General features: G+C 51.5%; 12 protein-coding genes. 3 read left to right on the forward strand and 9 right to left on the reverse strand.

Features of this window, described 5'->3' with window-relative positions; genetic code table 11:
• Positions 1-69: 69 nt before the first annotated feature.
• The 3 genes from katG to GFB57_RS03400 form a co-directional block, all read right to left on the reverse strand.
• A complete protein-coding gene (gene katG, locus GFB57_RS03390; RefSeq protein ID WP_003028832.1) occupies positions 70-2250 on the reverse strand; it encodes a catalase/peroxidase HPI in 2181 nt (726 codons plus the stop codon).
• A gap of 166 nt (positions 2251-2416) precedes the next feature.
• Entirely contained in the window at positions 2417-3304 is an 888-nt protein-coding gene (gene metF, locus GFB57_RS03395) for a methylenetetrahydrofolate reductase (protein WP_003028830.1), read from the reverse strand.
• A gap of 157 nt (positions 3305-3461) precedes the next feature.
• Positions 3462-4370, reverse strand: a complete 909-nt coding sequence (locus GFB57_RS03400; protein WP_008323183.1) for a LysR family transcriptional regulator — start codon at positions 4368-4370, stop codon at positions 3462-3464.
• Positions 4371-4459: 89 nt separating this feature from the next.
• Here GFB57_RS03400 and GFB57_RS03405 point away from each other — a divergent pair, with 89 nt between their 5' ends.
• Positions 4460-4837, forward strand: coding sequence for a carboxymuconolactone decarboxylase family protein (locus tag GFB57_RS03405; protein WP_003028825.1), 378 nt, complete (start codon positions 4460-4462; stop codon positions 4835-4837).
• 38 nt (positions 4838-4875) lie between these two features.
• On the opposite strand, the gene GFB57_RS03410 is transcribed toward GFB57_RS03405, so the two are convergent.
• Positions 4876-6432, reverse strand: coding sequence for a bifunctional UDP-sugar hydrolase/5'-nucleotidase (locus GFB57_RS03410; protein ID WP_003028824.1), 1557 nt, complete (start codon positions 6430-6432; stop codon positions 4876-4878).
• A gap of 133 nt (positions 6433-6565) precedes the next feature.
• Between GFB57_RS03410 and GFB57_RS03415 the strand changes: the two genes are divergently transcribed.
• Entirely contained in the window at positions 6566-7741 is a 1176-nt protein-coding gene (locus GFB57_RS03415; protein ID WP_003028822.1) for a hypothetical protein, read from the forward strand.
• A gap of 35 nt (positions 7742-7776) precedes the next feature.
• Here GFB57_RS03415 and metL read toward each other — a convergent pair whose 3' ends face one another.
• Together metL and metB are read right to left on the reverse strand one after the other, a co-directional pair.
• A complete protein-coding gene (gene metL, locus GFB57_RS03420) occupies positions 7777-10209 on the reverse strand; it encodes a bifunctional aspartate kinase/homoserine dehydrogenase II (RefSeq protein WP_003028820.1) in 2433 nt (810 codons plus the stop codon).
• Between the two features lie 2 nt (positions 10210-10211).
• Entirely contained in the window at positions 10212-11372 is a 1161-nt protein-coding gene (metB, locus tag GFB57_RS03425) for a cystathionine gamma-synthase (protein WP_003028818.1), read from the reverse strand.
• 264 nt (positions 11373-11636) lie between these two features.
• On the opposite strand from metB, the gene metJ reads away from it, so the two are divergent.
• Positions 11637-11954 (forward strand): met regulon transcriptional regulator MetJ, encoded by a 318-nt coding sequence (gene metJ, locus GFB57_RS03430; RefSeq protein ID WP_003028816.1) that lies wholly within the window; start codon positions 11637-11639, stop codon positions 11952-11954.
• 52 nt (positions 11955-12006) lie between these two features.
• Here metJ and GFB57_RS03435 read toward each other — a convergent pair whose 3' ends face one another.
• From GFB57_RS03435 to rpmE, 3 genes are all read right to left on the reverse strand, one after another.
• Positions 12007-13431: an MFS transporter gene (locus tag GFB57_RS03435; protein WP_290366933.1), complete on the reverse strand. Its 1425-nt coding sequence runs from the start codon at positions 13429-13431 to the stop codon at positions 12007-12009.
• A gap of 78 nt (positions 13432-13509) precedes the next feature.
• Positions 13510-14190, reverse strand: coding sequence for an oligogalacturonate-specific porin KdgM family protein (locus GFB57_RS03440; protein ID WP_003028811.1), 681 nt, complete (start codon positions 14188-14190; stop codon positions 13510-13512).
• A 336-nt stretch (positions 14191-14526) separates the two neighbouring features.
• The gene (gene rpmE, locus GFB57_RS03445; RefSeq protein ID WP_003028810.1) at positions 14527-14739 is read right to left on the reverse strand and encodes a 50S ribosomal protein L31; all 213 of its coding nucleotides are present in this window, start codon (positions 14737-14739) and stop codon (positions 14527-14529) included.
• Positions 14740-14863 lie beyond the last annotated feature (124 nt).

The raw sequence follows: 14863 nt of genomic DNA on the forward strand, positions 1-14863 counted from the left end.
CCCGCAAATGCGGGGATTTTTTTATTCCTACCATGCCGGACCCGCGCAAGCGGCATCCGGCATTGTCTGTTACAGCAGATCGAAACGATCCAGGTTCATCACTTTCACCCATGCGGCCACGAAATCTCTCACGAACTTCTCGTGGGCATCGCTGCAGGCATAAACTTCAGCCACTGCGCGCAGTACAGAGTTAGAACCAAATACCAGATCGGCGCGGGTTGCGGTGTATTTTACTTCGCCGCTCAGACGGTCACGACCTTCAAACAGTTCTTGTGACTCATCAACCGCCTTCCACTCATGGCGCATATCCAGCAGATTGACGAAGAAGTCAGTGCTGAGTACGCCTGGACGATCGGTAAAGACACCGTGCTGGCTACCATCAAAGTTGGTGCCCAGTACGCGCATACCTCCCACCAGCACGGTCATTTCCGGTGCGGTTAACGTCAGCTGCTGTGCTTTATCAATCAGCAGCGACTCGGTGGTCGATACGTCAGGACGGGCGCGGTAGTTACGGAAGCCATCGGCGATCGGCTCAAGCAGTTCAAACATCTCAATATCCGTTTGATCCTGGCGCGCATCCACGCGGCCCGGCGCAAAAGGTACCTTAATGCTGACGCCCGCAGCGCTAGCCGCCTGCTCGATACCAACAACCCCGGCCAGCACGATAATATCGGCCAACGAGGCGGTATGGGCAGACTTATAAATCCCTTCCAGCACAGGCAGAACGCGTGCTGCGGTGGCATTCACATCCCAGCCTCGCTGTGGATCCAGCGCCAGACGCGCACCGTTAGCGCCGCCACGTTTATCCCCACCGCGGAAAGTCGATGCCGACGCCCACGCTACCGATACCAGTTCGCCCACGGACAGCCCGGAAGCGGCGATGGTCGCCTTCAGCTTCAGGATATCTTCTTCGCTTGGGTTGAAGAACGCATGCGGCAGCGGGTCTTGCCAAATCAAATCTTCTTTTGGCACTTCCGGTCCGATGTAACGCGCTTTTGGCCCCATATCACGGTGTGTCAGTTTAAACCACGCACGAGCAAACGCTTCGTTGAACGCCTGCGGATCGTTCAGGAAACGGCGGGAGATTTTCTCGAACTCAGGATCGAAACGCAGCGTCAGGTCGGTAACCAGCATCGTCGGCTTACGTTTTTTCGATGGATCAAACGGATCAGGAATAATTTCTGGCGCGTCAACCGCTTCAAACTGAATAGCGCCTGCCGGACTGCGGGTTTGTACCCACTCGTATTTGAACAAGTTCTCGAAGAAATAGTTGCTCCATTGGGTTGGCGTCTGCGTCCAGACCACTTCCAGACCGGATGTAATGGCATCCGCGCCCGCGCCGCTGCCGTAGCTGCTCGCCCAGCCCAGGCCTTGTGCTTCAATCGGTGCGGATTCAGGATCGGCGCCTACGTGCGAAGCCGGTGCAGCTCCGTGGGTTTTGCCCAACGTATGACCACCGCCAATCAGCGCCACGGTTTCTTCGTCGTTCATACCCATATTACCGAAGGTCGCGCGAATAGCTGCTGCCGCTGAAAGCGGTTCGCCGCTATGGTCCGGCCCTTCCGGGTTCACATAGATAAGGCCCATTTCGGTTGCGCCCAACGGCGCTTTGGCCAGTTCTTCCGGGTGACGGTGAGTCAGCCAGGCTTTTTCATCACCCCAGTTTACGTCGAGATCCGGTTCCCAGACATCTTCACGACCAGCACCAAAGCCGAAGGTGCGGAAGCCTGAGTTTTCCAGCGCCACGTTACCCGCGAGGATAAACAGGTCGGCCCAGGAAATTTTCTGGCCATATTTCTGCTTGATTGGCCACAGCAGACGACGCGCTTTATCAAGGCTTACGTTGTCCGGCCAGGAGTTCAGTGGTGCAAAACGCTGCTGTCCGCGACCCGCGCCACCGCGTCCATCGATGGAGCGATAGGTCCCTGCACCGTGCCATGCCATGCGGATAAACAATCCAGCATAGGTTCCCCAGTCAGCGGGCCACCACGGTTGAGATTCGGACAGAAGGGCTCTGAGATCCCCTTTCAGGGCAGAGTAGTCGAGTTTGCTAAACTCTTTGCGGTAGTCGAAGTCCTCACCCAGCGGGTTAGAACGGTTGGAATGTTGGTTTAAAAGATCAACGCGCAGTTGATTTGGCCACCAGTCGCGGTTGTTCGTTCCTGCTCCCGCGCTCTGGTCGTGACCGCCCTGATGAAAAGGACACTTACCGGCAGTTGATGTGTTCTGGCTATCGTCGGACATGCTCATCTATATGCTCCCTTTACAGTGTTCTGACTACGATATACACCACCAGTGATAAGATATAGTCGAAATAACCCACAGATTCGATAGCTAATTCCTTTTATATTTTACGTTACAGAGATGTAGATCAAAATGATCAACAAAAAGCCCTCCGTAGAGGGCTGGGATCTGTTTAGTTCGGTCTTACACCCAGTGTGTGACAAATAGCGTAGCTCATCTCGGCACGATTAAGGGTATAGAAGTGAAAATCCTTCACCCCTTCGCGGCTGAGAATCTTCACCATGTCCATGGCGATATTAGCGCCCACCAGCTTGCGGGTTTCCGCGTCATCATCCAGACCATCAAACATGGTCGACATCCACGCCGGAATGCGGACGTTGGTCATGTCGGCAAATTTTTTCGCCTGCTTAAAGTTGGAGACTGGCAGGATACCCGGAATAATTTCCACATCGATACCCGCAGACACGCAGCGATCGCGAAAACGCAGATAGCTTTCTACATCGAAGAAGAACTGGGTAATCGCACGGTTCGCACCGGCATCAACCTTACGCTTCAGGTTCAGCAAATCGGCCTGAGCGCTCTTCGCTTCCGGGTGCACTTCCGGGTAAGCCGCAACGGAGATATCAAAGTCTGCAACGTCTTTCAGTAGCGTCACCAGGTCAGAAGCATACATATCCGGTTTACCGCTTCCCGGCGGCAAATCACCGCGCAGGGCAACAATATGACGAATACCGTTGTTCCAGTAGTCCTGAGCAATAGTCCGCAGCTCATCGCGGGTTGCATCAATACAGGTCAGGTGCGGAGCCGCTTCAAGGCCAGTGCGATCCTTAATGCCTTTAATAATGCTGTGCGTACGGTCGCGCTCACCAGAGTTTGCACCGTAAGTGACTGAAACAAACTTCGGCTTCAGGCTGCTCAGGCGATCGATGGAGTTCCACAGGGTTTGCTCCATTTCACTGGTGCGCGGCGGGAAAAACTCAAATGAAACGTTAATCTGACCGGCAACTTCTGCCAGGCTCTGATTCAGGGCTTCCCGCTGGTTGGCGTGAAAAAAGCTCATACCTTACCTCATCAATCTTTTGTCGTTATATGTTGTGTTGTGAACTGCTATACGTTTAGACGTCTAGATGTAAAAATGACGGAAAAGCATGCTGGCGTCAACACAAAAATCATCGCTAAAGGTGAGGAATACTCAGCCAACGTGAAAAAAATTCACATCAGTCTGAATTGATGAGGGATTGCGCCATGACCGTCTGCAGCCATGCTAATTTTTTTACGTTTTCAGGCAGCATCAGCAACCCCGTGCTAATACGCAATTCGGTATCGGTAAGCGGCAGGAATATCACCCCCCGACGTTGGATAGCGGAAAAGGAGGCCGGAAGTAGGCTCAGACCTTCACCCTGCGCGATCCGCGCCAACAACACATCATGTTCCAGCGGTTCTTCAATACAGGCAGGAGCGTAACCGGCACGACTAAAAATGTGTCGGGTGTAATCAAAAAAGGCAGGGTTACGTTCACGTTTGAACCAGAACAGCGGTCGGTGGCTCAGCGACTTTAATGAGAGTGACGACAGCGCCGCCTCTGGCCAGAGCGCGGGTAAGGCGACGATCATCGATTCTTGCCAGCCGAGCGGCGTGACGCTAAGCCCCGAAGTCTCAAGCGGTAACGCCACCAGCGCGGCATCCAGCTTTCCACGACGCACCATACGCGCGAGTTCAGGCGAACCATGACGGACAATATGTCGCTTCTGCGCATGCGTAGTCAGCTGTGACTCAAGCGCAGCAAAAACGCCCTGTTCAAACGCCGTGCTTAACCCTAAGCGCAGAGATGGCTCCCCGACTTGCGTTAATTGACTCAACGCAGCGTAGGTTTTGTCCTGAAGATCAAGCAGCGGGCGCACCATTTCAAGTACGCGCTGGCCGTCCTCCGTCAGCGTTAATCCACGGGTATGACGGACAAACAGCGTGACCCCCAGGCGCTCTTCAAGCTGGCGAATGTGGCGGCTCAACGGCGGTTGCGACATGAACAAGCGCTGCGCAGCCCGGCTCATATTGTTCTCTTCCGCTACTACGGAAAAGTAGCGCAGCAGACGAATATCCAGAGAGTGTAATGGCGATGTTGTCATACCGAAAAGGTATCACGGAAACGGTATTATCCAAATCATTCTACGCCCCCTATTCTCTCGCCATACGCCACACCTACGAGGGAAAAATCATGGAATCAGAACGTTTTATTACCGGCCAGAAAATGCTGCAACAGGTAGATGGTAAAGGGGGAGAGGCCGTCGTTGAGAGCCTGAAGGATATCGCGCCGGATTTTGCCCGCTACCTGCTGGAATTTCCGTTTGGCGACATCTATGCACGTCCAGGTCTGGACCTGCGCAGCCGGGAAATTGCCACTGTCGCCGCGTTAACGGCAATGGGCAATGCCGCCCCGCAGTTGAAAGTGCATATTGGCGCGGCATTACACGTGGGTTTAACGCAGGATGAGATCGTTGAAGTGATTATGCAGATGGCCGTATATGCCGGCTTCCCTGCCGCACTCAATGGTTTGTTCGCCGCGAAAGAGGTGTTTGCCTCTCACAGAGGCTAAAACAACAGGCCAGCGGATTGTCTGCTGGCCTGAGCTCACTATGGTTTCACATCTGCCACACGCATGCCTTTAAACTGCTCATCCGTCAGCGTATTTCCCGCCTTGAAATAGTCAACGACAGCATTAGAGACATAGTAACCTCCGGAGGTATTTCGCGTTTTTCCTTCGGTAAATGCCGTAAAACCATCACCGCCGTCTGCCAGGAAGCTATTGGTGGCTATGTGATAAACCGTGGCATCCTCAATCGGTTTACCGTTTAACGTTAGTAAGGTGACGCGCTGACCGACTGGTTTACTGCTGTCATACTTCATCTCCAGTCCTTTGGACACCTGCAATACACCGTTGCTTAAACCCGCGCCGTGCTCCATCAGGCTACGCAACTGTTTACCGGTGAGATCCATTGTTGCCAGCTCGTTGGGGAACGGGAAGGTGCTAATGACTGCACCCATCGTGATAGCACCTGCTGGGATTTCATTACGGATACCGCCCGAATTAGTGAGCGCTAACTGAGTATCTTTACCTGCCGCCACCAGCAACGCATCCGCCGCCAGATTGCCCAACGAAGAAGATTCACCGTAAGCACGCGTCAGCTCAACCGGGGAGTTTGCAACCGTCTGTTGTACCACCTTATCAAGCTTTTTATTCCAGCCATCAATGACCTGTTTCGTCTGCGGGTCTGGCTGCCACTCATCAGCATAAATGGTCTTCAGCTCGAAGTTCTTCACGGTAAATTGATGCGGTTTCTGCTGATAATCCAGCACCAGTTTACCCACATCAATACCGCCGCTGTCGGTAGAAAGAATCAGAGTGTTACCGACTTTAATCGGCTCCGGCGTGCCCACATGCGCATGGCCGGTAATCAGGATATCCAGCCCCTTTACCTGACCTGCGGTCTGGATGTCTTTATCCAATGCACGGCGCACATCTGTACTTCCCTGACTAGACTGACGCGCTGGCGTACCTTCATGGATCAGCGCCACAGTGAGATCGACTTTACCTTTAAGCTCATCGATATAGCGTTGCAACCACTTCACTTCATCCCGCGCTTCAATACCGACACGTGTCGCAGCAGAAACCGTATCATCAAAAGCAAACACGCCGTGCAGGCCAATCACACCAATCTTCACGCCATCTTTTTCAATAATGGTGTAAGGCTTATCCCAGAACATTTTGCTGCTGTTCTGATAAAAGATATTACCCTGCACGATGGGGAATTTCGCCTGACTCAGTTGTAGTAGCGTGTTATCCCAACCGTGATCGAATTCATGATTACCCATGGTGACAGCATCAAAATTCATGGTGTTCATGATATCGATAATCGCCTTACCCTTGGTCAGGCTGCTGATATACGGCCCGGTAAAATAATCACCGGCATCAAAAAACCAGGTGGCGCTATTTTTCGTTTTTTCCTGCTTCACCATCGTCGTGATATTAGCCCAACCACCAATATCACGCGTGCCATTAGCAATCCATGGGACTTTATAAGGTTCAACGTGGGCGTGAAGATCGTTGGTATAGATAATCGTGACATCTTTGGCACTCGCCCAAAGCGGCAACGATACCAGAACACCAACAGCAAGCATTTTTAACTTCATAATCAATCCCTTTCAGTCATATAAAGAATCGCTACGTTACGTTCTGAAAGGTTTTTTTATGTGAGAAAACTCACATCCACTGGTGATAGTCGCGGGTCAAAATCAACGACCATTAAAAATCGTTGGTAATACGATGACGTCACTGTTCACCATCAATTGCTGTAAGTCCTTCGGCTGTAAAAATCTGGGACTGGCGAGCTCACCAGATTACAGCTGGCCCGAGTATCGGTTGGGTTATGCTGCGCTGCATTGCCGGGCATGCGGCAGCTATCCCCCGCTGTTTAATGAGGAACAGTTTGGTGGGTGGTTGTCAGCATATTTAACGGATTTTGCCGCCCAAAGCGGTCATTTTTGCCCACGATGTTATCAGCGGGAAACCATCCTCTATGGGCATAATCCTCAGGGCAGCCAACGCATTCAGTGCCGGAGCTGCAAACAAGTCTGGACACCAAAGCAGCAGCCGCTCACCACCATTGTTCCACCAGAACAAATAGCGACGGTTCCCTTAATCGTCCCTTTTCAGGGAGCCTGCACCGACCAGAAACTTTATGTATTACTCAGTTTTGACGCTATTCGCGGCAATATTTTGCATATTTCCAGTAATTTCACGCCCCATCTCGTAGGGGATACATTACGATACCGCTGGCGTAACAACGTTGAACCTACGGTCATTCATGACGATATCGTTGAACGAGTAAGACAGAGGGAAACCCTGTTTTTACGCCGCAGCCAGTTTGATGAAATCCAGTACGGCAGTGCCATGCTCAAACGAAATGCCAACGGCGCAGTTTTACGCCCGGTCATTACCGCGCACGGACATTTCCGCATACTGAGCCATCTCTGGCCTGAGGTAAAAACGCACATTATTGCCCACGAATGTTTTCTGCGCGGCGCGGCGATTACCGCATGGGCGCAGCAATATCGCGATCATCACGCTTCGCTTTGGTTTATTGATGAAGAGATCAATAGCGATAAGTGCACACTGCCCTGGCGATTGCTGGGTAAAACCTGGCAGGGGTGGTGGCAAAACCAGTGGCAAATTTGGCAACAAGGCGACACACGCAAAATGATGTGTCTGTTAACGGAGGGTCAGGTTGAAAAAGGGGCGTCAATCACACTGGCGGCAGGCCACCATTTTCTCGTCTGGTTACAGCAGCAGGCGGAGTTTCGGGATAGCGCCCGTTACTCGGCTCATTCGGTGTTTCAGACGATAAGGACTCTGGCGGAGCAATACAACACCCTGATCACCCAGCGCGATTTGCCCGGTGGCGCTGCCGCTTACCGGGCCTACGGTTCATGCCATATGTAAGCCGGATAAGCGTAAGCGCTATCCGGCAACACAAACTACAGCAACTGCGCTAAACGGTTGATGTCAGACTGAATCGCCCCAGCGGTGACGTCACGGCCCGCGCCCGGTCCACGGATCACCAGCGGGTTATCGCGATACCAGCGGCTCTCTATGGCGAATACGTTATCGCACGGCAACAGCGCCGCCAGCGGGTGTTCAGGGCGAACCGCTTCAACACCAACGCGAGCTTTGCCGTTAGCATCAAAACGCGCCACATAGCGCAGCACCAGCCCCATTTCACGCGCCGCTTCCAGACGCTGCACCATCTGCTCGTTCAGCTCATCGCCATTCTCAAAGAAATGGTCAATAGAGCCTTCTTCACAATGCGCAGGCACCAGCGATTCCACGCGAACCTGGTCCGGTTCGATGTCGTAACCCGCTTCACGCGCCAGAATCACCAGCTTACGCATCACATCTTTGCCGGAAAGATCTACGCGCGGATCGGGTTCAGTCAGACCCTGTTGCCATGCCTGATCCACCAGATCGGTGAATGGGACTGTGCCATCAAATTGCAGGAACAACCACGACAACGTGCCGGAGAAGATCCCGCTGATCGACAAAATGGTATCGCCACTATCAATCAGATCGCGCACGGTATGGTTGATCGGCAAACCTGCACCCACGGTGGCGTTATATAACCAGTGGCGACCCGTTTTTTCGAAAGCGTCATGAATCTGGCGGTAATTATTACTGCTGCTCGCCCCGGCCAGTTTGTTGGCGCTGATAACGTGGAAACCATGGCTGGCAAAATCCAGATACTGATCCGCCAGTTGCTCGCTCGCTGTCACATCCAGCACCACTAAATCATCATACGGGTGAGCACGCATCCACAGGAATAGAGACTCTTCATCCTGCTCTACCGCCTCGTCATCAAAGAAAGCTAACGCGCGGCTGGCATCCAGCCCTTCGTAATTCAGCAGGCTACGACGGCTATCAACCACACCCGCCAGCACAAACTCTAATCCGGTACGCGCCGAGAGCGTGCTCTGCTCGCGAGCGAACAGCTCCAGCCAGCGCGACCCAATGTTGCCTTTGCCGAACAACACCAGACCAATGCGTTTTTCAGCACGGAAGATTGACTGATGCAGACCCTGAATCAGGCTCTCCGTTGGCCCAGTACGCAGTACCGCGACCAGGCTGATGCCCTCTTCCGACTGCCAAGTAAATTCAACCGGCTGACCTTTCAACTGTTGCCAGAAACGGTGGCAGTGCAGCGGATTACGGGTGACGCCCGCCCCGACCATCGCCACCAGCGCCAGCCCCTGGCGCAGACGCAGCTCGCCTGGCAGGCCAGCTTCATCCAGAATTTTCAGCGCGCTGTCAGCGACTTCGGAGGTGTAGCAAAATTGCAATAGCTGGCGGTCAGGATGCACGCCCACTGCCAGCGGACGCACCTGGCTACGTTTTAAAACCTGGTCAATCTCTTTATAAGCCAGCTTAAAATCCTGGCCAGTCGGAACCAGAAACTCAATCAGGCAGACGTCATCATGACTGGTCACAATACGCGCCCCGGTACCGGAGGCCAGTACTCGCTCAATACGCGTTGAACCCTGTTCTGGGGTATAGCTACAACGCAACTGGAGATCGATATCGCTACCGGAAACCGGCTGTAAGGTACGGGCATGGAGAACCGGTGCCGCCAGACGCGCCAGCTCGCTGGCTTCATCCAGACGCAGCAGCGGCAGCAAACAGGCGTCTTTTACTTTACGCGGATCCGCGCTGTAAACCCCAGCGACATCGCTCCAGATGGTTACTCGGGAAACGCCCGCCAGCGCACCAACCTGCGTCGCCGAGTAGTCAGAACCGTTACGCCCCAGTAGCACTGTTTCACCGGCATTGCTGCGGCTAATAAAGCCGGTAACCACCAGGCGTTTACCCGGATGCTGCGCCAACAGTTGCTGCAGTAATGGGTAAGAAAGACCTTCATCTACCTGCGGCTGGGCACCGCGTTCAGCACGTAAAAAATCGCGCGCATCCAGCCAGGCCGACTCCAGCCCCTGTTGATTAAGGACGGCAGACATCAAACGCGCGGACCATACCTCGCCATGCCCAACAACCTCAGCATAGACGGCATCGTTCACGCCGCTGTCGAGTAACCCGGCCAGACGCTCCAGATCGTGAATAAACGCGCCAATCAGTCCATCCGCCACCTCGGGAGGTAACAAACCGCTGATAAGCTCACTTTGATAGCGACGTAACGCCTGTTGAACCTGATGCGCAGAAAGGCGATCGGTCTGGCTTAATTTCAGCCAGCTAATCAACTGGTTAGTGGTACTGCCTGCGGCTGAAACAACCATCATGTCATCAGGCTGCGAGTAATCCGCCATAATGCCTGCGACACGCAGATAACATTTCACGTCTGCCAGACTACTACCACCAAATTTGTGCAGTTGACGACCCTTCGCCCCTGCCTGCGCAATCACACTCATGTTTACCCCTTGTTTGCAGCCCGGAAGCCATTTTCCAGGTCGGCAATTAAATCTTCGCCATCTTCAATACCGGTGGAGATACGCAGCAGCGTTTCGGAAATTCCGGCAGCAGCACGCGCTTCTGGTGCCATGCCCGCGTGTGTCATAGTTGCGGCGTGGGAGATCAGACTTTCAACGCCCCCTAACGATTCCGCCAGCGTAAACAATGACAACCCGCCGAGGAAACGGCGCAGCGTTTGCTCATCGCCATCCAGTTCAAAACTTAACATCGCGCCAAAGCCTTTTTGCTGACGCGCAGCAATCTCATGGCCCTGATTATCCGGCAATGACGGGTGATACAATTTTTTCACCAGCGGCTGAGTTTGCAGATAATCGACTATCGCCTGAGCATTACGTTGCGCCACCTCCATACGAGGAGACAAAGTACGCAGGCCGCGCAACAGCAGATAACTATCAAACGCGCCGCCGGTCACACCAATATTATTCGCCCACCATGCCAGTTCAGTGACCGTTTCCGGATCTTTGGCTATAACCACACCAGCCACCACGTCTGAGTGACCGTTTAAATATTTCGTGCATGAATGCAACACCAGATCGGCGCCTAATGCCAGTGGATTTTGCAGTGCCGGGCTTAAAAAAGTGTTGTCCACCACGCTGACCGCGCCAGCCTCGCGCGCCAACTGGCAGATTTTCGCAATATCCACCACGCGCAGCAGCGGGTTGCTTGGACTTTCTACCAGCACCAGCTTCGGTTTTTCCGCCAATGCGGCCTGCAATGCCTGCTCATCTCCTTGATCGACAAACAGGACGCGATAACAGCCACGCTTTGCCAGACTGTCAAACAGTCGGTAGCTCCCGCCGTAGCAGTCGTGCGGTGCAACCAGCAGATCGCCAGGCTTAAGGAAGACAGTGGTCACCAAATGAATCGCCGACATGCCAGTATTGGTCAGTACAGCACCTGCACCACCTTCCAGTTCCGCCAGCGCACGTTGAACGACATCACGCGTTGGGTTGCCGCGACGCGAATAGTCATGAGCACGAGGTTCATTAAATCCGGTAAAGTTATAGGTGCTGGAGAGGTGAATCGGCGGGACAACGCAACCGTACTGTTCGTCGTCATTTAACCCGCTACGCACTGCGATGGTGGCCTGTTTACGCGTCATATTGAGAAGATCCTGGCTGAGTCGGTGAAAAGTCAGGCACCAGAGTAATCATTGTTACTATAGCCGTCAATACATCTGGACATCTAAACTTCTTTGCGTATAGATTGAGCAAACTGGAAATAGCCGTTAAAATTATATGCATTAGCGTACATCTGCGTCGGCTACTTCGTGTCAGGGCCGCGCCACTACGATAAACTACGCGCAATTATGGTCCGGGCTCAGGTTCTGGCCTCAATATTAATGACAAAGAGGATTAGGTATCTCATGGCTGAATGGAGCGGCGAATATATCAGCCCATACGCTGAGCACGGTAAGAAGAGTGAGCAAGTCAAAAAAATTACGGTTTCCATTCCTCTGAAGGTGTTAAAAATCCTTACCGATGAACGCACGCGTCGTCAGGTGAACAACCTGCGCCACGCCACCAACAGTGAACTGCTGTGTGAAGCGTTTCTGCATGCTTTTACCGGGCAACCATTACCCAACGATGAAGACCTGCGTAAAGAGCGCAGTGATGAAATCCCGGAAGAAGCAAAGGTAATCATGCGTGAACTGGGTATCAACCCGGAAACGTGGGAATACTGATTGTTAGAACAGATGAGAAAAGGCGGGATTGCTCCCGCCGATTCTCGCTATGTTACTTACTGATACCATTGAGTTTATTCAATGTCTCTTCCATTTTGAGCGTCTCTTTACGGTTCAATGGATAGAAATAAATCAGAATGACCGCCGCCAAAAACAGGCATAGTGCCGGCAAGAGATTCGCCATCGTATAAATATTTTCCTGCACAATGCTGGTTTGCACAGCGCCACCTGTTGACGATGATTGATAACCAATGATGGCCAACATAAAGCCGCCAATGGCCCCTGCACACGCCTGACCAACCTTGCGGGCAAAGAAGTTCACACCATAGACGGTACCATCCTCGCGATCGCCGGTGACATACTGGTGATAATCACAAACATCGGTCATAAACGCCCAAATCATCAGGTTGAATAGTCCGGCCCCCAACGTCGCCAGGAACAGGAAAACCAAATAGACTTTCGCGTCGGTAATGTGGATGAAGTACATAATCAAATACATCGCTACTGCAAAGAGTAGCGCGCCGACGCTGGCCTCTTTTTTACCAAACCGCTTCGTGAGCCAGGATGCCGATGGTGCCAGCAAAACCAGGGAACCAAAGGTAAACAGCAACGCGACTGACATCGCCTCTTTATTGTGGAAATAGTCATTAAACAGGTAAGTCATATTGGTACCGGACAATCCCTGATTAATCACAATCAGCAAATCCACAACCACTAAAACAATCAGCGCCTTATTGCGTGCCAGTCCCTTCAGCAACACCGAAACGGACATGCTCTCTTTTCTCTCCACGCGCACGCGTTCGGTCGTTAACTGACAGGTCAAGGATAAAAAGATAAAGCCCAGCACTGCGCAACCAATGGAAATCCAGAAGAAGTGTTGCCCGGAAATCACCTGGCTTCCGTCCACCAGGGTGGTGTACATCAGGATCGGAATGAAAAAGCCAGTTGCCCCACCGCCGATAGCTGACCCAACGCTGCGCCAGGTTGACAGCGAGACACGATCATCCGGATTCGAGCTAATCGCCGCAGACATAGCGCCGTACGGAATACTCACGGTCGATAACAGCGAACCGTAAATGAAATAGGAGCAACAGATGTAGATAATTTTCGCCGTATAAGAAAAATCATTTACAAACGGCAGAAACAGGACAACTGCAATGATGCAAAATGGATACTTCATGCGACGCACCCACGGGTTAAAACGTCCATGTACCGTCAATTTAGAGGTATCGCATAAGCGCCCTACACCAACATCAACGAACGCATCAAAGAGTTTGGTCACAAAATAGAGTGAGCCAACAATAACGCCGGAAATACCGAGGACGTTAGTGTAATAAATCATTAAAAAACTATTAACTAAGCCAAGAATAAAACAGGTTCCGAGGTCACCACATAAATAACCAATTTTATCTCGAATTCCGAAAGGTCTGACGGCAGTGGGTTCATTATTTCCGATAATAGTTCCATCATTAGACATGATGTCAACTCCTTAGACATATTATTCACACAAACTATGCTTATCGATGTAATCAGTCGATATGAAAGCTATTACCGGTTAGAAGTTATAACCAAGACCGACACGATAACGGGTCTGACGATCGTCAGTCGTTGTTGTGTTATAACCCGAGGAAACGTTACCAACCTCAACAAATGGAACCCAAGAGCCTAGTTTATACGCCACGCGGAAGTTATATTCATAATCATCTTTCCGGTTGTTATATAAATCTTCGCTATCGGCAATTTTATAAATACCATTTAGCTCAAACATCCAGTCATTGACGTTATAACCAAGCCAGGCTTCCGGACGATAGACCATGCGGTCATCTTTGCCGTCAGTGTTTCTGCGCATGTACTCCTGACGATAGCGGAACGCGGTCCACCAGCTGTCGTTAATGTTGTACTGCACGCGGATGTAAGGTTTATAAATCGTGATGTTATCGCCCGTTTCGATCGCAATACCTGGCTGCCAGATAAGATCCCGCCAGGTAAACTGGTAGCTTGCAGTATACTCGTTGCCATTACTTTCCATATTATTCCACGCATCATTAGATTGCGTATCTTCGGAACGTGAAATGGCTTCGACTGCGACACCAAAACCAGTCGCAAAACGGTGAGACATATAAACACGATCGTAATTACGCCCATCGTCATAATATTCATGCCGGTAATCAACATAACCCGCTTGTGCGGCCGCAGAGAATAATGGAATCAGTAATAACGCAGATTTAAATTTCATGACAATCCCTCTTCACACTCAACAACGGAAATTACCCAACTCGTCCCGTCCATTAATGGGAAACGATGAAGGATTAAGAATAATTTTATATTTCCACGAAAGTGTATTTTAGAAAGAAAGCAGAAACCTTTGGTATTTTGCCAACAATTGGCATGAGTGGCAGAAATCAGAAGATAAAAATGACGCAGATCACCAGTAGAAACATTTTACCTGAAAAATAAAAACACCGTTTCATTTGTTAAATAAAAACACTATTCAACACATCAATATAAATTTTAGTCTTCAAGCGCAGATACAAAAAAAGCGCCATAAGGCGCTTTTTTCTGACAGCTGAACTTACTTGCTGCCTGGGATGCTGAAACGCTTGTTGAAGCGATCAACACGGCCACCGGTAGCAACATCACGCTGCTTGCCAGTATAGAACGGGTGGCACTTGCTGCACACGTCGAGGTTCAGATCGTGACCGACAGTAGAGCGGATTTTAATGACGTTACCGCAAGAGCAGTTTGCAGTAATTTCTTCGTATTTCGGGTGAATATCTTTTTTCATGGGAAAACCTCGGTTTAAGGCCGCGTCGCTCTTCCAGCCCTAACGCCAGACACCACGCGATGTTAATAGTATAGGTCAGTGATACAAATTTGTATCAAAGGCGGCGAATCATACAGAAATTAAC

Origin of the sequence: Citrobacter sp. S39 (assembly GCF_009495675.1) — a bacterium.
Taxonomy (GTDB): Bacteria; Pseudomonadota; Gammaproteobacteria; order Enterobacterales; family Enterobacteriaceae; genus Citrobacter; species Citrobacter freundii.